This is a genomic window from Kitasatospora sp. NPDC056138 (assembly GCF_042264695.1).
GTDB lineage: Bacteria > Actinomycetota > Actinomycetes > Streptomycetales > Streptomycetaceae > Kitasatospora.
In genome coordinates, this window is the sequence record NZ_JBHJVK010000013.1 from 47,311 (window position 1) to 66,716 (window position 19,406).

Here is a 19,406-nt window from a genome sequence, read left to right on the forward strand (position 1 = left end):
GGGCGGCCGGTTGTGTCTTTGTACCGGAAGTCGTATGGATATGCCGTCGGTTGCGTGACGTTCCACACATGGGCCCGCGGTCCTGGCCTGGCCTAACCTCGTCGGCGAGCGCACTTGACCGCAGATTCGTGCCTGCCGGTCGGCCGCTGGAGATGGATTCGCAGGCGGTGCCGTTCTCGCTATGTGGACGGCGGATTTCACCCCTGTTTCGGGGCGGGTGTCCGGGGGCACACTGGTGGCAGCGTGCGGACGGGCGTTCGTCTCTCCCCGCTCCGGTCCCCCGGCGGAAAACCCCGCTGAACTGGGCCCTCTGTCCGCGATGTGGACGCGATATTCCACTTCTCGGGATCCTCGGCATTATGTAACCTGCACGAAATCGCATCAGGGCCAACGTCGTCCCTATTGCACTGAGCACCTTGCCAATGACGACGACGGGAGAGCCGATGCTGTCTGCATCCATGCACTCCGCCAACGAGCCTGCGCAGGCCAGCCGCCCGTATGCGCTCGTTCCGGATGCGCGCCCCACAGCCCAGGGTCTGTACGACCCGCGCAACGAGCACGACGCCTGCGGCGTCGGTTTCGTGGCCACGCTGACCGGCATCGCCGACCACACGATCGTCGAGCAGGCGCTGACCGTCCTGCGCAACCTGGAGCACCGGGGTGCCACCGGCGCCGAGCCGGACTCCGGTGACGGCGCGGGCATCCTGACCCAGGTCCCGGACGCCTTCCTGCGCTCCAAGGTCTCCTTCGAGCTTCCCGCCGCCGGTTCGTACGCCGTGGGCATCGCCTTCCTGCCGGACGAGGACACGGCGGACGCCGCCGCCGTCGCCCGCATCGAGGCGATCGCCGCCGAGGAGGGCCTGGCCGTCCTGGGCTGGCGCGAGGTCCCGACCGCCCCCGGGCTGCTCGGCGCCACCGCCCGCTCGGTGATGCCCCGCTTCCGCCAGCTCTTCCTCGCTCCGGCGCCGGGTGAGCAGGCCGGGAAGGCCGGCATCGAGCTGGACCGGGTCGCCTTCGTGGTCCGCAAGCGCGCCGAGCGCGAGGCCGGGGTCTACCTCCCGTCGCTGTCGGCGCGGACGATCGTCTACAAGGGCATGCTGACCACCGGCCAGCTGGAGCCCTTCTTCCCCGACCTCTCGGACCGGCTGTACGCCTCCGCGGTCGGCCTGGTGCACTCGCGCTTCTCCACCAACACCTTCCCGAGCTGGCCGCTCGCCCACCCGTACCGCTTCGTCGCGCACAACGGCGAGATCAACACGGTCAAGGGCAACCGGAACTGGATGACCGCCCGCGAGTCCCAGCTCGCCACCGGGCTCATCCCCGGAGACCTGCGGCGGATCTTCCCGATCTGCACCCCGGACCACTCCGACTCGGCCTCCTTCGACGAGGTCCTGGAGCTGCTGCACCTCGGCGGCCGTTCGCTGCCGCACTCGGTGCTGATGATGATCCCGGAGGCGTGGGAGAACCACGCCACCATGGACCCGGCCCGGCGCGCCTTCTACCAGTACCACTCCAACCTGATGGAGCCCTGGGACGGCCCGGCCTGCGTCACCTTCACCGACGGCACCCAGATCGGCGCCGTGCTGGACCGCAACGGCCTGCGTCCCGCCCGCTACTGGGTCACCGAGGACGGCCTGGTCGTGCTCTCCTCCGAGGTCGGCGTGCTGGAGATCGCCCCGGAGAAGGTGGTCAGGAAGGGCCGCCTGCAGCCCGGCCGGATGTTCCTCATCGACACGGCCCAGGGCCGCATCGTCGAGGACGAGGAGATCAAGTCCGCGCTGGCCGCCGAGCACCCCTACGAGGACTGGGTCGCCGCCGGGCAGATCCAGCTCGCCAAGCTGCCCGAGCGCGAGCACATCCACCACACCCACGCCTCGGTCACGCGCCGCCAGCAGACCTTCGGGTACACCGAGGAGGAGCTGCGGGTCATCCTCGCGCCGATGGCCAGGACCGGCGCCGAGGCACTCGGCTCGATGGGCACCGACTCGCCGATCGCCGCGCTCTCCGAGAAGCCGCGCCTGCTGTTCGACTACTTCGTGCAGCTCTTCGCGCAGGTCACCAACCCGCCGCTGGACGCCATCCGCGAGGAGTTGGTCACCTCACTGCTGAGCAACCTCGGCCCCGAGGGCAACCTGCTCACGGCCGAGGCCGCCTCCTGCCGCTCGGTGGGCATCACCTTCCCGGTGATCGACAACGACGAGCTGGCCAAGCTCATCCACATCAACGCGGACGGCGACCAGCCGGGCCTGAAGGCCGTCACGCTGTCGGGCCTGTACAAGGTCGGCGGCGGCGGCGCGAGCCTGGCCGCCCGGCTCACCGAGATCGCCGCCGAGGCGGACGCCGCGATCGCCGACGGGGCCCGGATCGTCGTCCTCTCCGACCGGCACTCCGACGCCGAGCACGCGCCGATCCCCTCGCTGCTGCTCACCTCGGCCATCCACCACCACCTGATCCGCACCAAGCAGCGCACCCAGGTCTCGCTGATCGTCGAGGCCGGTGACGTCCGCGAGGTGCACCACGTCGCGCTGCTGGTCGGCTACGGCGCCGGCGCGGTCAACCCGTACCTGGCCATGGAGTCCGTCGAGGACCTGGTCACGCAGGGCGTCTTCATCGAGGGCCTGGAGCCCGAGAAGGCCATCAAGAACCTGATCAAGGCGCTCGGCAAGGGCGTGCTCAAGGTGATGTCCAAGATGGGCATCTCCACCGTGGCCTCGTACCGCGGCGCCCAGGTCTTCGAGGCGATCGGCCTCTCGCACGAGCTGGTGGACGGCTACTTCGCGGGCACCACCAGCAAGCTCGGCGGCATCGGCCTGGACGAGGTCGCCAGGGAGGTGGCCGCCCGCCACGCCAAGGCGTACCCGGCCTCGGGGATCTCGGCCGCGCACCGCGCGCTGGAGATCGGCGGCGAGTACCAGTGGCGCCGCGAGGGCGAGCCGCACCTGTTCGACCCGGACACCGTCTTCCGGCTCCAGCACTCCACCCGCTCGCGCCGGTACGACATCTTCAAGCAGTACACCGACCGGGTGAACGAGCAGTCGGCCCGGCTGATGACCCTGCGCGGCCTGTTCGAGCTGGACGCGCGCGGCCGGGAGCCGATCCCGGTCGACGAGGTCGAGCCGGTCTCCGAGATCGTCAAGCGCTTCTCCACCGGCGCCATGTCGTACGGCTCCATCTCGCGCGAGGCGCACGAGACGCTGGCGATCGCGATGAACCGCCTCGGCGGCAAGTCCAACACCGGTGAGGGCGGCGAGGACCCGGACCGCCTGTACGACCCGGAGCGCCGCTCGGCGATCAAGCAGGTCGCCTCCGGCCGGTTCGGCGTCACCAGCGAGTACCTGGTCAACGCGGACGACATCCAGATCAAGATGGCCCAGGGCGCCAAGCCCGGCGAGGGCGGCCAGCTGCCCGGCCACAAGGTCTACCCGTGGATCGCCGGCACCCGGCACTCCACCCCGGGCGTCGGCCTGATCTCCCCGCCGCCGCACCACGACATCTACTCCATCGAGGACCTGGCCCAGCTGATCCACGACCTCAAGAACGCCAACCCGGCGGCCCGCATCCACGTGAAGCTGGTCTCCGAGGTCGGTGTCGGCACGGTCGCGGCGGGTGTCAGCAAGGCGCACGCGGACGTGGTGCTGATCTCCGGCCACGACGGCGGTACCGGCGCCTCGCCGCTGACCTCGCTGAAGCACGCGGGCGGCCCCTGGGAGCTCGGCCTCGCCGAGACCCAGCAGACCCTGCTGCTCAACGGCCTGCGCGACCGGATCGTGGTGCAGACCGACGGCCAGCTGAAGACCGGCCGCGACGTGGTGATCGCCGCGCTGCTCGGTGCCGAGGAGTTCGGCTTCGCGACCGCACCGCTGGTGGTCTCCGGCTGCATCATGATGCGGGTCTGCCACCTGGACACCTGCCCGGTCGGGGTGGCCACCCAGAACCCGGTGCTGCGCGAGCGCTTCTCCGGCAAGCCCGAGTTCGTGGTCAACTTCTTCGAGTTCATCGCCGAGGAGGTCCGCGAGCTCCTCGCCGAGCTGGGCTTCCGCTCGATCGAGGAGGCCATCGGCCACGCCGAGCACATCGACGCGGCCGCCGCGGTCGACCACTGGAAGGCCGCCGGGCTCGACCTGGCCCCGCTCTTCCACGTCCCCGAGCTGCCCGAGGGCTCCGCGCTGCACCGCACCACCGAGCAGGACCACGGGCTCGACAAGGCCCTGGACAACCAGCTGATCGAGCTGGCCGAGGACGCCCTGGAGCGCGGCGACGCGGTCCGGATCCAGCTGCCGATCCGCAACGTCAACCGGACGGTCGGCACCATGCTCGGCCACCAGGTGACCAAGCGGTACCGGGGCGAGGGCCTGCCGGAGGGGACGATCGACGTCACCTTCACCGGCTCGGCCGGCCAGTCCTTCGGCGCGTTCGTCCCGCGCGGTGTCACGCTGCGGCTGGAGGGCGACGCCAACGACTACGTCGGCAAGGGCCTCTCCGGCGGTGTGGTGGTCGTCCGCCCGGCGCGCGAGGCCGCCGCCATCGGCAACGACGCCCAGAACCACGTGATCGCCGGCAACACCATCGGGTACGGCGCCACCGGCGGCCGGATCCACCTGCGCGGCAAGGCCGGCGAGCGTTTCGCGGTCCGCAACTCGGGTGCGACCCTGGTGGTCGAGGGCGTGGGCGACCACGGCCTGGAGTACATGACCGGTGGCCGGGTGCTCATCCTCGGTGAGACCGGCCGCAACCTGGCTGCGGGGATGTCCGGCGGTATCGCCTACGTCCTGGACCTCCGCCCGGCCAACGTCAACGGCGGTATGGTCGGCATCGAGGCCCCGGACGCCAAGGACCGGGACTGGCTGCGCGAGACCGTGCAGCAGCACTACGAGGAGACCGGCTCCACCGTCGCCGCCGAGCTCCTGGCCGACTGGGGCAGCGGGGTCTCCCGCTTCTCCAAGATCATGCCGACCGACTACAAGGCTGTGCTCGCCGCCAAGGACGCCGCTGAGCGCGATGGACTCCCCGAGTCCGAGACCACTCGCAAGATGATGGAGGCGGCGAATGGCTGACCCCAAGGGCTTCCTGACCACCGGCAAGCAGCTGGCCGAACGCCGGCCCGTGGACGTGCGACTGCGGGACTGGAACGAGGTCTACGTCGAGCGCAGCCTGCTACCGATCATCACCAAGCAGGCCGGCCGCTGCATGGACTGCGGCATCCCGTTCTGCCACAACGGGTGCCCGCTCGGGAACCTCGTCCCCGAGTGGAACGACCTCGCCTACCGGGACGACTGGACGGGCGCGATCGAGCGGCTGCACGCCACCAACAACTTCCCGGAGTTCACCGGCAGGCTGTGCCCGGCTCCGTGCGAGTCGGCGTGCGTGCTGGGGATCAACCAGGACGCGGTGACCATCAAGAACGTCGAGGTCACCATCATCGACAAGGCCTGGGACCGGGGCGGCGTCACCGCGCAGATCCCCGAGCGGCTGTCCGGCAAGACGGTCGCGGTGGTGGGCTCCGGCCCCGCCGGGCTGGCCGCCGCCCAGCAGCTGACCCGGGCCGGGCACACCGTGGTGGTCTACGAGCGCGCCGACCGGATCGGCGGCCTGCTGCGCTACGGCATCCCCGAGTTCAAGATGGAGAAGCGCCACATCAACCGCCGGATCGAGCAGATGCGCGCGGAGGGCACCCGGTTCCGGACCGGCGTGCACGTCGGCGAGGACATCACCGGCCAGCAACTGCGTGAGCGCTTCGACGCGGTGGTGGTCGCCGCCGGTGCCACCACTGCCCGTGATCTGCCCGTCCCCGGACGGGAGTTGAAGGGCATCCACCAGGCGATGGAGTACCTGCCGCTGGCCAACAAGGTCCAGGAGGGCGACTTCGTCGACTCCCCGGTCAGCGCCAAGGGCAAGCACGTCATCGTCATCGGCGGCGGCGACACCGGGGCCGACTGCCTCGGCACCGCGCTGCGCCAGGGCGCGGCCTCGGTCACCCAGCTGGAGATCATGCCGCGGCCGGGCGACGAGCGCCCCGGCCACCAGCCGTGGCCGACCATGCCGATGACCTACAAGGTCACCTCCGCCCACGAGGAGGGCGGCGAGCGCGTGTACGCGGTCAACACCACCCACTTCACCGGCGACGAGGACGGCAACGTCGCCGAACTCCACCTGGTCGAGGTCGAGTTCAAGGACGGCCGGTTCGAGCCCGTCCCCGGCACCGAGCGCTCCCTGCCGGCGCAGCTGGTCACCCTGGCCATGGGCTTCACCGGGACGGACGTGCAGAACGGTCTGGTCGGGCAGCTGGGCGTCGAGCTGGACGCACGAGGTAATATCGCCCGTGATGGGAAGTTCGGCACCAATGTGGACGGTGTGTACGTCTGCGGTGACGCCGGTCGCGGCCAGTCACTGATCGTCTGGGCCATCGCCGAGGGTCGCTCTGCGGCCGCCGCGGTGGACAAGTACCTGGGTGGCAAGACTCCGCTGCCCGCTCCGATCCGTCCGACCGACCGCCCCCTGGTGGTCTGACAACCCTCGCAAGAACCGCCGGGCAACTGCCCGCCCGGCTGCACCACCCGCCCGCCCGCCAGAGCCGCCGGGCATTGCGGTCAAGACGGCGCCTGCCCTCTCCCCGACCAGTTGGGGGCAGGCGCCGTTGCCGTGCCCGGCTCCGTCGCGCTTTCCCCGCCAAGGAAGTTGACCCGACAGTAGTATGACGATCGGTCAGATTTGGTGTTGAAAGGGGATCGGATGTCCTACTTCTCTGAACTGTCGCGGCAGTACATCGACGGTCGGTGGCAGGCCGGTAGCGGTGCGTGGGACATCGTCGATCTGAACCCCTACAACGGCGAGAAGCTGGCCACCTTCACCGTGGCGACGGTGGCGGAGGTCGACCAGGCGTACCGGGCCGCGGAGCGGGCGCAGAAGGAGTGGGGCCGGCGCAACCCGTACAGCAGGCGGCTGGTCTTCGAGCGGGTGCTGCGGATCATCGAGGAGCGCGAGCAGGAGATCACCGACGCGATCATCGCCGAGCTCGGCGGCACCCGGCTCAAGGCGGCCTTCGAGCTGTCGCTCTCCAAGGACATGCTCCGCGAGTGCATGCAGCTGTCGCTGCGGGCGGAGGGCCGGATCCTGCCGTCGCCGGTGGACGGCAAGGAGAACCGGCTCTACCGGCTGCCGGTCGGCGTGGTCGGGGTGATCAGCCCGTTCAACTTCCCGCTGTTCCTCTCGCTCAAGGCGGTCGCGCCCGCGCTGGCGCTCGGCAACGCCGTGGTCCTCAAGCCGCACCAGGAGGCCCCGGTCACCGGCGGCACCCTGCTGGCGAGGATCTTCGAGGAGGCCGGTCTGCCGGCCGGTCTGCTGAACGTGCTGCTGACCGACATCGCGGAGATCGGCGACGCCTTCCTGGAGCACCCCGTGCCCAAGGTCATCGCCTTCACCGGCTCGGACCAGGTCGGCCGGCACGTCGCCCGGGTGGCCGCGGGCCACTTCAAGCGGACGGTCCTGGAACTCGGCGGCAACAGCGCCCTGATCGTGCTGGACGACGCCGACCTCGACTACGCCGTGGACGCCGCGGTGTTCAGCCGGTTCGCCCACCAGGGGCAGGTCTGCATGGCGGCCAACCGGGTGCTGGTCGACCGCAGCGTGGCGGCCGAGTTCACCGAGCGGTTCGTCGCCAAGGTCCGCACCCTGAAGGTCGGCGACCCCCAGGACCCGGCCACCCAGCTCGGCCCGCTGATCAACAGCGCCCAGGCGGAGGCCGTCTGCGCACAGGTGGACCAGGCCGTGGCGGAGGGCGCGACCGTGCTGTTGCGGGGTGCCACCGTGGGCACGCTGATGGAGCCGGTGGTGCTCACCGACGTCCCGGCCGAGTCGGAGATCCTGCGCCGGGAGCTGTTCGGCCCGGTCGTCGTGCTGGTGCCCTTCGACGGCGAGGACGAGGCGGTACGGATCGCCAACGACACGCCCTTCGGTCTGAGCGGGGCGGTGCACACCGGAGACGTCGAGCGCGGGGTCCGGCTGGCCAAGCGGATCGAGACCGGCATGATCCACATCAATGACGGGACCATCCACGACGAGGCCATCGTCCCGTTCGGAGGCGAGAAGAGCTCGGGTGTGGGACGGCTGAACGGCGAGGCCACGGTCGAGGCCTTCACCACGCTGAAGTGGATCTCCATCCAGCACGAGCGGAGCCGCTTCCCGTTCTGACCGGATCCGCCGGCCGGCCGGGCGAGTGTGCCGGAGCTGTTCACGTTGCCGCTCCGGCACCGTTCACCTCCGGGCGGCAGGCTGACGGTCCATGAGCCCTGTGAACAGTGTCAGCCGGCGTGGTCTTCTGGCAGGAGCGACCGGGATCGGCCTCGGCGGCGCGGTCGCGCCGGGCGGCGGGACGGCCGTGGCGGCACCCGCCGCACCGGGCCCGCTGCTGTGGTCGCGCCCGGGACGGCTGGGTGCCCCCCGGGTCGGCGGACTGCATCTGCAGTTCGGTGCGGACGCCTCCCGCGAGGTGGTCGTCTCCTGGCACACCACCACCGCGGTCGCACGCCCCCGGGTGACGTACGGGACGGCCCACGGCGGCTTCGGCCGCACCCAGCAGGCGCAGACCACCACCTACCGGGACGCCAAGTCGGGCACCGAGGTGCAGGTCCACCACGTCAGGATCGGCGGCCTGCAGCCGGACACCGACTACGTCTACGCCGCCCTGCACGACGGCGCGGCACCGGAGTTGGGCACCGTACGGACCGCGCCGCGCGGCCGGGGCGCCTTCACCTTCACCAGCTTCGGCGACCAGGGCACACCCACGCTGGGCCGGCAGACCGCGAACGGATGGGTGAACGACAACCTCGGCAGCCCGGCGGCCGGCGACACCACGGCCGGGGTCGAACGCATCGCACCGCTGTTCCACCTGGTCAACGGCGACCTCTGCTACGCCAACCTCGCCACCGACCGGGTCCGCACCTGGTCGGACTGGTTCGAGAACAACTCCCGTTCCGCCCGGCACCGTCCGTGGATGCCCGCCGCCGGCAACCACGAGAACGAGCTCGGCAACGGGCCCGTGGGCTACGGCGCGTACCAGGCCTACTTCAGCCTCCCCGAGACCGGGGCGGACGAGCAACTGCGCGGCCTGTGGTACGCGTTCACAGCCGGCTCGGTGCGGGTGATCAGCCTCAACAACGACGACGTGGCCTACCAGGACGCCGGGAACTCCTACGTGCACGGCTACTCCGGCGGAGCCCAGCAGCGCTGGCTGGAAGCCCAGCTGGCGGCGGCCGACGCCGACCCGGAGATCGACTGGATCGTGGTCTGCATGCACCAGGTGGTGATCTCCACGGCCGACAAGTTCAACGGCGCGGACCTCGGGATCCGCGAGACCTGGGTGCCGCTGTTCGACAGGTACGGGGTGGACCTGGTGGTCTGCGGCCACGAGCACCACTACGAGCGCTCCCACCCGATCCGGGGCCAGCAGCCCACCGACACCCGCACTCCCGTCCCGGTCGCCACCGACACCGAGGTGATCGACACCACCAAGGGCACCGTCCACATGGTGATCGGCGGCGGCGGCACCTCGGCGCCCTCCAACCAGCTGCTCTACAGCCCCGCCCGCTGCCGGGTGATCACCGGGGTCGGCCCGGTGGACCCCGCCACCGGGAAGCGTCCGCCGAACTACGTGATCGAGGACGCCCCCTGGTCCGCCTTCCGCGATGCCGACCACTCCTACGGCTTCGCCGCCTTCGAGGTCGACCCGGGAACCCGCGGCGGCCACACCTCGATCGCCGTCACCTACTACGCGGTCACCGGCCCCTACGGCGACCTGCTCCCCGTCGACCGCTTCAGGCTCACCCGCCCGCGCGGGTCGCGGACCGGCCGGCGGCCGTAGCCGGACCCTCGGACCGACCGGCACACGGGTCGGGGCCCCGACCGCCGGCCGGTCTCAGTTGCGGTTGAAGGTCCGGGTGACCGCCGCGGCGATCGCGATGCCCAGGGTCCAGCCCAGGACGGTCAGGACGACGGTGATCGCGGCGGGCAGGCCGTGGTACTGCCAGTTGTCGGACTGGCCGAAGCGGACGACCGGGATCAGGTGGTCGGCGGAGTAGAGCACCGGGTTGAAGGTCGAGGTGTTGTCGGGGCTGACCCGCTGCGGGTGCACCCGGCTGAAGTACCCGCTGCTCACCACCAGCAGGGCGATCGCCCAGCCGAACGCGCGCAGCGGTCGGTAGCCGTAGCCGACCAGCAGGTCGAGCAGGTGGCCGGGGACGCGGCGCAGCCGGGGGAGTTCGGCACGCAGGGCGCGCTGCCTGGCCAGCAGGACGGTCCTGGCCTCGCCGTCGTTGCCGAGCGAGCGGTAGTAGGCGGCCAGCTGCTCGTACGGCTGGGCGCGGAAGCCGCCGGTCCGGCTCTGGTCGGACCGGCGGACCTGGCGCCGGATCATGTCCAGACGGACGGTGGCGTCGGCGTACTCGCTGAACGGGCCGTAGCTGAAGCCGTCCAGGTTCAACCGGCCGGGCCAGGCTTCGGGCCGGTCGTTGACGCCACCGGCGGCCGTCGCCGCGTAGAGGGCGAGCAGGGCACCGGGGCTCGCCATCCCGACCAGGTCGAGGTGGCCGCTGATGCGGGCGCCCGTCAACCGGATCTCGCCGTCGGTGTGGAAGCCCTTGCCCAGGTGGAGGCTGCCCGCGACCTGCAACCACTTGGCCTGCAGGGCCGGTTCGCCGGCGGTCGCGGTGAGCCTGGCGCCGTTGAAGGTCAGTCCGCTGCCGAACTTCGCGCCCGGCAGGCGCACCGTGCCGGCGGCCGTGAAGGGCTGGTCACCCTGTTCGGTCCGGTGCGGCCCGAAGAAGGAGTAGCTGGCCACGGTGAGCGAGTCGCCGTGCAGTGCGGAGCGGCCGCAGCCGTCCAGCCGGGCGCCGGTCAGGTACAGCGAACTGCCGATCTGCGCACCGGGCAGCCGCAGCGACCCCTGTGTCCTCAGCCGCTGGGCGAGCAGACTGCGCCCGATCCGCATACCGCCGGCGTTGAGTGACTCGGCTCCGCCCCCCGGGTTGAGCAGTTGCGCGTCGATGAGGTTCACCCGGCCCTCGATCTGGGCGTTGATCAGGCTGAACGAGCCCTTCACCTCGGCCCTCTCGGCGAGCAGGCTGCCTTCGATGCGGATGCCGTCGGCGAGGACGGTGCGCTCGTCCTCCCCGTCCGCCTGCCCGGTGCCGCCCGCCTCCCCGTCCTCGCCCGCGCCGCTGCTGCCGACCGGGCCGGTGATGACGGTGTTGCTGAGATCCAGGGTCCCGCGCACTTGTGCGCCGCGCGCACTGAGCGTGGTGAGCCGGGAGCCGCTCAGGTCGATCGACTCGGTGACCGCACCGTCGAGGACCACCGGCCCGTCGAACCGGCAGCCCCGGAGCAGGAGCAGCGGAGCGACCTGCCCGTGGTCGAAGAACAGCCCGCCGGTGATCCGTGCCCCCACGAGCCGCACCGCCGCCACCGCGCCGGCCGCCGACGGGCAGGCGCCCAGCAGCAGCGCGGCGATCACCGCACCGCGGACCGCCCGGTCGGCCGGCCAGTGCTCCGCGCCCGCCGGGAGGTCGGCGTCGGCGTCGCCGCTGCGCAGATCGACCAGCTCGCCGTGCGGGAAGGCCTGCCAGAGCCGGCGTTCGGTCGCGGTGAGCCTGCCGAGCCGGCCGGGTATCGGGGAACTTTCGAGAACAGGCGTACGGCGCATGGCGGTCATCCTGCCGCACGCCGGGTGCCGGTGGGGCGCCTTCGCCTGATGGCGGGCGGCCGGGTCAGTGCGGGGCGGTGAGCCGGAAGGCCGTCAGCTCGGTGCCGTACCAGCGGTCGGTGCGGCCCAGCGCGGTCATGCCGAGGCGGCGGCAGACCGCCTGGGAGGGACGGTTGTCCGGATGGGTCACCGCGTGGACCTCGGACAGCCCGTCGGCGAAGCCCTTCGCCACCGCCGCGCCGGCCGCCTCGGTGGCGAAGCCGTGGCCCCAGGAGTCCGGGTGGAAGTGCCAGCCGACCTCCACCTCGCCGGCCCCGTCCGGGATCGGTACGAGCAGGACCGAACCCGCCACCACGCCGGTGTCCCGCCGCTCGACCGCCCAGACCCCGTACCGGGGACCGGCCGAGCGGCTCCGGAACCGCTCGATCAGGGCGTCCGCCTCCGCGAGCTGCTCCAGCGTGCGGCTGCGGCCGAGCCAACGGGTCACCTCGGTACGGGAGTACAGGTCGAAGGCGCGTTCCCGGTCCCCGGCCCGCCACCGGCGTACGACCAGGCGGTCGGTGGTGAGCACGGTGGTGAGGTCGGTGGACATCGGCGGAGCCTCCCGGGCTTCCCGGAGCGGAAGTGACGGATCCTCAGCCTAGCCAGCCGCGCCCGCCGGCCGCCCGCCGGCCTGCGGCTCCCCGGTCGACAGGTCGAGCACCACGCGGGTGCCCAGCGGGCGGCCGAGGCGGAACGTCTCGGTGCCGGCCGTCGCCGACGCCGGGCACACGGCGGCGGGTTCCGCACCGCTGTCACGGCGGGCGATCAGTACGACGGCCCGGTCGGTCTCGTACACCTCGCCCGGGAGCGGCCGGTCGCAGCCCCCGAGGGTCACGGTGCCGGTCAGCGTCAGCCCGTCCGGCGAGGTGCCGCTCCAGCTCGCGGACTGCTCCGCGAACGGCCGCGGCCGCGGTTCGCCCCAGGCGGTGAGCGGCGGCCGGGGGAGCACCGCCGGATAGCTGAACGGGTCGGTGTAGCCGGCCACGCCGAACTCCCAGACGGGGATGGTCGCCGGGCCCCGGCTGGTGTCCACCTGCCGGGTACCCGCCCTGACGGCCGTCACCGACAGCGGGGTGCAGTGGTCCTGGCACGGCGGCCTGCCCTCGGTCAGACCGGCCAGGACCCGGCCGGCGGGCAGCAGCGGCAGGGTCAGGCGCGCGCCGTCCCGCCACACCACCTCGGCGTCCGGGCCGGAGGCCGGCAACGGCGTCCGGAGCTCCAGCCGGCCGCTCCAGTAGGCGAACTTGTCGTCGCCGCTGTGGAAGGCGTCCTCCGGCAGCCACTCCGGCGGGACGGCCAGCGGGTAGTACCCGTCGCGCCAGGCCCGTTCGAGGGCCGATCCCGGCCAGGCGCGGGCCACCTCGGCGGCCCGCAGCCGCGCCGGGCCGAGCGCCGCCGGGGCCGGGACCGGCGCGGTGGCGCCGCAGCCGGCCGGCAGGACGAGGGCGGCGAGCAGCAGGACGGTGCGGATGGATCTCCTGGACACGGGTGTGCTCCCGGGCGTGGACGGCAGGTCGGCGGCCCTGGGACGCCCCGGGCGGCCGGCCGGTTCCGCCGACGGCGCCCGGACCCACCGTCACGTGGGTCCGGACGCCGCCGACGGGCCCGGGAAGGTGCGACCTCAGAACAGCGGGACGCCCGCGCGCACCAGACGCCAGTCCACCGCCGCGAACTCCGCCGGGTCGATCACACCCTTCGCCTTCACCCACGAGATCATCGTGTTGCGGATCTCGTCCGAGCTCGTCCAGACCTGCTTGGCCGCGGCGACGTGCGGGAAGTTGCCGCCGCCGTTCGCCCGGTAGTTGTTCACCGCCAGCACGAACTGCGCCGCCGGGTCGACCGGCTTGCCGCCGTACGAGAGGTTCACGATCCGCGAGCCGACCGGCTTGCTGATGTCGATGTCGTACGAGACGCCGTACACCGAGTCGTAGTTGTAGTCCGGCGTGTTCTGCTGGTTGGTGAGGGTGTCCAGGTTGACCGGGTCACCGGGGGCCAGCTGGGCGAAGTACCGCGCCGAGAACTCCAGGTAGTCCTTGATCTGGGCACCCGTCAGGATCCGGGCCTCCAGGGTGTTCTCGTAGATGTACAGACCCGCCGCGTCGCGCAGCTTGACCGTGCCCGCCGGGATGTGCGCGGTCCGGTTGAACGGCGCGGCCTGGGCCAGCACCGGCAGGGCGGCGTACGAGGTCTTGGCCAGCGCCGCCTTCACGGTGTCCGCCTGCACCCGGCCGATCAGGTCGATGATCGGCACGTCCTTGAACCGGGCCTCGGCGATGGACAGGTCGGTCTTGCAGGTGCCGATCGTCTGGTTGACGTACGCCACCACCTTCTTGTGCTGGGTGTTGATCAGCTTGACGATCTTCGGGTCCTCCGGCACCGTGTTCGAGTTCAGCACCCGCGAGCTCACCGAAGTGACGTGCCACTGGCCGTTGCTGAACTCCACCTCGAAGTCGAAGCAGGACAGCCGCTGTGCCCAGCAGAGCGGCTCGGAGAGCACCACCGTCTTCCCGGTCTTCTTGTTGACGATCAGCCGCTGCGCCACCTCCTTGTGGGTGTGGCCCACCAGCACCGCGTCGATCCCCGGCACGGTCTCGGCCATCTCCCCGGAGGCGTCCTCCGGCCAGGGCAGCTGGTCGCCGTAGGTGGTCGGCTCGTCGATGCCGGAGTGCGCGGCGACGACCACCACGTCGGCGCCCGCCGCCTTCATCCGCGGCACGTACTTCTTCGCCATCTCCACGATCCCCGGGAAGACCATCTGCCCCGAGACGTTGGCCTTGTCCCAGATCGCGATGCCGGGGTTGGTCAGGCCCAGGATGCCGACCTTCAGCGGGCGGCCACGGCCCAGGTACAGCTCCCGGATGACGTACGGCGGGAAGGCGGGCTTCTCGTTCTTGGCGTGCAGGGCGTTCGCGCCGAGCAGCGGGAACTCCAGCTGCTCCTCGAAGGCCCGGACGGTGGGGATGCCGTAGTTGAACTCGTGGTTGCCGAGCGCGGCGGCGTCGTAGCCGATCGCGTTCATCGCCTCGGCCATCGGGTGCTTCGGCGGGTTCTTGCCGGTGATCGGCTCGACCCGGGCGTAGTAGTAGGAGAGCTGGGTGCCCTGGATGATGTCGCCCGCGTCGATCAGCAGGGTCCGGTGGTGGCCCTTCTGCTCCCGGATCTTCCGGACCAGGGTGGAGATCTTGGCCAGGCCGACGTCGTTGTGCGCCGCGTCGTCGTACTCGGCGTCGGTGAAGTAGTCCCAGTTGAGCACCCGGCCGTGCATGTCGCTGGTGCCCATCACGGTGAAGCTCTCCTTGACCGGAGACCGCTTGAGATCCGCCGCCTCCGACGTCTCGCTCGCCGCGGCCGGGGTGGCGGCGGCGACCGGGACTCCGCCGACGAGAGCTGCTCCGGCGGCGGTTGCGGCCGAGCGGGTGACGAAGTCACGACGATTCAGGGGCATGGACGACTCCAACGTGGGGCGGACGGACCGTCAACTACGGTGTGACGCGCGTAGTGGAACGCGCGTAGAGAAACGCGCGTAGAAGTCTGCCGGGTGGACACCCCCCTCGAACAGACCTCTGACATGTCCAGCACGTGAGAAATGGCACACTCCCAGGTGAAGCGGGGTGGACGCCACCCGGGCGGCCTGCCCTGCCCCCTGCCCCGGTGGCTGCTGTTCCTGCTCCCGCTCCCGGGCTGGTGCGGGGTCGGCAGCGCCTCCGCCCGTACCGCCCGGACGCCGTCGGCGGCCACCACGGCCCGGACGGATCCGCGAAGTGCAGTCCGAGCCCCACCGCCCCCGCCGCACCCGGGCGGTGGCGGTGTTCCCGGATCCCGTTCGGCCTCCAGTGCGTGCGGCTTCCCGTCGTCCCGCAGCAGCCGGGTGAGCCGGTCCCCGTCCGGGGGGCGGACCGACGGGCCGTCCGGTCACTCGAAACGGTGGTGTCCCGATGGGGCACCACCGGCTCCCCCGTCGTCCGTCGGCCGCCGCTCGGTGGTCGCAGGAGTCCAGCTCCTTCGAGCCGATCGGACCACCGACCGTCACCGTCCGCTCCGCACCGGGCTGTTCACGGAGCAGCGCGGAGGCCATCCCAGCCGGCAGCAGCGCCGTCGGCACGCCCCCGGCACGTCCCGTCGCCAACTCCTCCTCGGGTCCGGGCCGTTCCGGATCCCGGGGCCCCACGAGGGTGCCGCCGCGACCGGAGCACGGCCGGGCCGACCGGTGAACCGGGGGTGGACCGGCGTTCACGGAGCAGCACCGATGGGCGGCCCGAGCGGATTCCGGCGGTTTTCGCCGACTCCAACTTCCGCCTGACGGAGTCGAAGTCACGTTCCGTCAGATGGCTGCAAGAGTTAACCGAATCGTTCGCCAACGGCCATGGCCCAGTCCACCGGAACGTCGTTGTTACGCGCCGGTAATGCCTACGCTCTTAACTCATGCGCCGAGCAAAAATCGTCTGTACCCTCGGGCCCGCCGCCGACTCGTACGACCAGATCAAGGCCTTGGTCGAAGCCGGCATGGACATCGCCCGTCTCAATCTCAGCCACGGCACCCAGCTGGAGCACGAAGAGCGCTACCGCCGGGTCCGCAAAGCCTCCGACGAATCGGGACGCAGCATCGGCGTCCTGGTCGACCTCCAAGGCCCGAAGATTCGACTCGACACCTTCGCCGACGGACCCGTACTCCTCGAACGCGGCGACGAGTTCACCATCTCCGTCGAGGACGGGGTGATCGGTGACCGCGAGATCTGCGGCACCACCTACAAGGGCCTCGCCGCCGACGTCTCCCGCGGCGAACGCATCCTGGTCGACGACGGCCGGGTCTGCCTGGAGGTCACCCACGTGGACGGCCCGCGCGTCCACTGCATCGTCATCGAAGGCGGCCTGGTCTCCGACCACAAGGGCCTCAACCTGCCCGGAGTCGCCGTCTCCGTGCCCGCACTCAGCGACAAGGACGTCGCCGACCTGCGCTGGGCCCTGCGGACCGGCGCCGACCTGATCGCCCTCTCCTTCGTCCGCACCGGCCGCGACATCGAGGACGTGCACCGGGTGATGGCGGAGGAGGGCCGCTACCTCCCCGTCGTCGCCAAGATCGAGAAGCCGCAGGCCGTCGAGGACCTCGACGCCATCGTCGACGCCTTCGACGCCATCATGGTCGCCCGCGGCGACCTCGGCGTCGAAATGCCGCTGGAGCAGGTGCCGATCGTCCAGAAGCGCGCCATCAAGCTCGCCAAGCGCAACGCCAAGCCGGTCATCGTCGCCACCCAGATGCTCGACTCGATGATCCACGCCTCCCGGCCCACCCGCGCCGAAGCCTCCGACGTCGCCAACGCGGTCCTCGACGGCACGGACGCGGTGATGCTCTCCGGCGAGACCTCGGTCGGCAAGTACCCCGTCGAGACCGTCAAGACCATGGGCCGGATCATCGAAGCCGTCGAGGACGAGATCCTCGCCGCCGGGCTCCCGCCCCTCACCGAACGCAGCAAGCCCCGCACCCAGGGCGGCGCCGTCGCCCGCGCCGCCGCCGAGATCGGCGACTTCCTCGGCGCCAAGTACCTCATCGCCTTCACCCAGAGCGGCGACACCGCCCGGCGCCTCACCCGCTACCGCTCGCCCATCCCCGTCCTCGCCTTCACCTACGAACCGGCCGTCCGCAGCCAACTCGCCCTCACCTGGGGCGTGGAGACCTTCCTCGGCCCCTTCGTCCAGACCACCGACGAGATGGTCGCCCAGGTCGACGCCCAACTGCTCAGCCTCGGCCGCTGCCAGCGCGGCGACATCGTCGTCATCACCGCCGGCTCACCCCCCGGCCTCGCCGGCTCCACCAACCTCGTCCGCGTCCACCACGTCGGCGAACTCGACAACTGACACGGGCCGCCGCCACCACGGCGCAGCCGCCCCGGAAGGGGGCGGGCTGCGCCGTCGTCAGTACTTGGCGCCGATGTGGGCGTCCATGAGGGCGACGCAGGCGCGGCGGGCGACCGACACGTCGACGGCTCCGCTCGGGCGCCTGACCGCCTTCCACCGCACGTCGACGGCGTCGAGGGTGTCGGTGAAGATGCGGACGATGTCGCTGGAGGTGTTGGTGAAGAAGTACCTCGGGTACTCGTAGCGTCTGGTCCCGTCCCCGACCACCCTGGTGGTCCAGTTGGTGATCCGGCAGCCGTCGGAGTGGACCAGACCGCGCAGCAGTTCCCACGGATGCGTGTCCACGGTGCGCTGCTGCCACGGTGCCAGCGCGATGCGGCGCAGGTGTTTGGGTCCGGCACCGTGCTGCGGGAACAGGCAGGGCCAGTGCTTGCTGGTGCTGACGACGCTGGTGCAGCCCGGTGACCGGACCCGGTTCACGCTGTTGTGCGGCATGACCGCCGCCATGGCCCGTGCACACTCATCGATCAGGCCGGGCCAGGCGTCGCCGCAGGCTATGCGGAGTGCGTGGACGCCTCGACGGCCCGCACTGATGCACCCGTCTCCCAGATACAGGCCGAGCAGGTAGGCGTAGTCGGCCTGCGGGACGGCACTGCCGGTTCCGTCGTCGCCGAGCGGACACTCGGCGGACATCCCGGGGCTCGGGGTGATCCGGACGGTCCACTCGCGGATCGCGAAACGGGAGATACCCGTCGAGCGGCTGATCTCACTGAAGGTCAGACCGGATCGATGCAGTGCTACCGCGCGCTCGCGTGTCGCCTGGTCGTACATATCGGCGAGATTCGGCGCTCAAGCGGCCAGGTATGCCAAAAACGCCGGGATCTTCACCTGAAGTAATGAAGATCGCCAGCGTAGGTATCCTCGACCTGAACCTTCGATTCGAAGATAATGTGCCCTGGGTGGGATTCGAACCCACGCTGTCGGTGGTTTGAGCACCGTGCCTCTCCCGCTGGGCTACCAGGGCGCCCACTGAATCGAAGGTTGCCCCCGACCCTGCGAGACTCAAACATACCGTGTCTAGGTAGGCTCGTGCATGCAGTACCCCGCCCGAACGAGGAGCCACGTGAGCACCGCCGACGAGCAGCCCCAGGCGCTTGAGACCGACTCGCCCCAGATCACCCGGATTGTGATCGCCGAGGACGAGACGTTGATCCGTCTCGACCTCAAGGAGATGTTGGAGGAGGAGGGCTACACCGTCGTCGGCGAGGCCGGGGACGGGGAGACCGCGGTGCGGCTGGTCGAGGAGCTGAAGCCGGACCTGGCGATCCTCGACGTGAAGATGCCGATCCTGGACGGGCTTTCGGCGGCCGAGCGGATCCACGAGGCGCACCTGGCGCCGGTGCTGATGCTGACCGCGTTCTCGCAGCGCGAGCTGGTCGACCGGGCCCGGGACGCGGGTGCGATGGCGTACATCGTGAAGCCGTTCAGCAAGAGCGACCTGGTCCCCGCGATCGAGATGGCGGTGTCCCGGTACACCGAGATGCGGGCGCTGGAGGGGGAGATCGCGGATCTGACCCAGCGGCTGGAGACCCGCAAGCTGGTGGACCGGGCGAAGAGCGTGCTGCAGACGAAGTTCGGGCTGACCGAGCCGGCCGCGTTCCGGTGGATCCAGAAGACCTCGATGGACCGCCGGATGACGATGGCCGCGGTGGCCGAGGCCGTGATCGAGGAGGGCGAGGCCCAGGACCGCAAGAAGGCCGAGGAGGCCCGGTCCGAGGGCTGACGAACGCGTGCAGAAGGCCCGGCCTCCTGGAAACCG

Annotated in this window: 11 protein-coding genes and 1 tRNA gene; 6 read left to right on the forward strand and 6 right to left on the reverse strand. The window is 71.0% G+C overall.

From position 1 onward, the window contains the following. The first annotated feature begins 458 nt into the window (after nucleotides 1–458). From gltB to ACFC1R_RS11740, 4 genes are all read left to right on the forward strand, one after another. Entirely contained in the window at nucleotides 459–5,054 is a 4,596-nt protein-coding gene (gene gltB / locus ACFC1R_RS11725; protein ID WP_375936724.1) for a glutamate synthase large subunit, read from the forward strand. Continuing rightward, nucleotides 5,047–6,507: a glutamate synthase subunit beta gene (locus tag ACFC1R_RS11730; RefSeq protein WP_375936551.1), complete on the forward strand. Its 1,461-nt coding sequence runs from the start codon at nucleotides 5,047–5,049 to the stop codon at nucleotides 6,505–6,507. The genes gltB and ACFC1R_RS11730 overlap by 8 nt, the downstream gene beginning before the upstream one ends. A gap of 222 nt (nucleotides 6,508–6,729) precedes the next feature. Next, nucleotides 6,730–8,187 carry an aldehyde dehydrogenase family protein gene (locus ACFC1R_RS11735; protein WP_375936554.1) on the forward strand — a complete coding sequence of 486 codons (1,458 nt, stop codon included), beginning with the start codon at nucleotides 6,730–6,732 and terminating at the stop codon, nucleotides 8,185–8,187. A gap of 91 nt (nucleotides 8,188–8,278) precedes the next feature. Beyond that, nucleotides 8,279–9,856, forward strand: a complete 1,578-nt coding sequence (locus tag ACFC1R_RS11740; RefSeq protein WP_375936557.1) for a purple acid phosphatase family protein — start codon at nucleotides 8,279–8,281, stop codon at nucleotides 9,854–9,856. 54 nt (nucleotides 9,857–9,910) lie between these two features. Here the strand turns inward: ACFC1R_RS11740 and ACFC1R_RS11745 are convergent, their stop codons facing one another. The 4 genes from ACFC1R_RS11745 to ACFC1R_RS11760 all read right to left on the reverse strand — a co-directional run bounded on the left by ACFC1R_RS11745 (nucleotide 9,911) and on the right by ACFC1R_RS11760 (nucleotide 15,179). Continuing rightward, a complete protein-coding gene (locus ACFC1R_RS11745; RefSeq protein ID WP_375936560.1) occupies nucleotides 9,911–11,692 on the reverse strand; it encodes a hypothetical protein in 1,782 nt (593 codons plus the stop codon). Between the two features lie 64 nt (nucleotides 11,693–11,756). Next, nucleotides 11,757–12,284 carry a GNAT family N-acetyltransferase gene (locus ACFC1R_RS11750; RefSeq protein WP_375936563.1) on the reverse strand — a complete coding sequence of 176 codons (528 nt, stop codon included), beginning with the start codon at nucleotides 12,282–12,284 and terminating at the stop codon, nucleotides 11,757–11,759. Nucleotides 12,285–12,332: 48 nt separating this feature from the next. Further along, nucleotides 12,333–13,220, reverse strand: coding sequence for a hypothetical protein (locus ACFC1R_RS11755; RefSeq protein ID WP_375936566.1), 888 nt, complete (start codon nucleotides 13,218–13,220; stop codon nucleotides 12,333–12,335). Between the two features lie 135 nt (nucleotides 13,221–13,355). Beyond that, nucleotides 13,356–15,179: a bifunctional metallophosphatase/5'-nucleotidase gene (locus tag ACFC1R_RS11760; RefSeq protein ID WP_375936569.1), complete on the reverse strand. Its 1,824-nt coding sequence runs from the start codon at nucleotides 15,177–15,179 to the stop codon at nucleotides 13,356–13,358. 977 nt (nucleotides 15,180–16,156) lie between these two features. On the opposite strand from ACFC1R_RS11760, the gene pyk reads away from it, so the two are divergent. Further along, complete coding sequence (gene pyk / locus ACFC1R_RS11765; protein WP_375936572.1) at nucleotides 16,157–17,587, forward strand: pyruvate kinase; 1,431 nt, start codon at nucleotides 16,157–16,159, stop codon at nucleotides 17,585–17,587. 57 nt (nucleotides 17,588–17,644) lie between these two features. On the opposite strand, the gene ACFC1R_RS11770 is transcribed toward pyk, so the two are convergent. Continuing rightward, complete coding sequence (locus ACFC1R_RS11770) at nucleotides 17,645–18,418, reverse strand: transcriptional regulator (protein WP_375936575.1); 774 nt, start codon at nucleotides 18,416–18,418, stop codon at nucleotides 17,645–17,647. Nucleotides 18,419–18,538: 120 nt separating this feature from the next. Further along, nucleotides 18,539–18,611: transfer RNA gene (locus tag ACFC1R_RS11775), tRNA-Leu, on the reverse strand. 99 nt (nucleotides 18,612–18,710) lie between these two features. Between ACFC1R_RS11775 and ACFC1R_RS11780 the strand changes: the two genes are divergently transcribed. Further along, entirely contained in the window at nucleotides 18,711–19,370 is a 660-nt protein-coding gene (locus tag ACFC1R_RS11780) for an ANTAR domain-containing response regulator (protein WP_375936578.1), read from the forward strand. Nucleotides 19,371–19,406 lie beyond the last annotated feature (36 nt).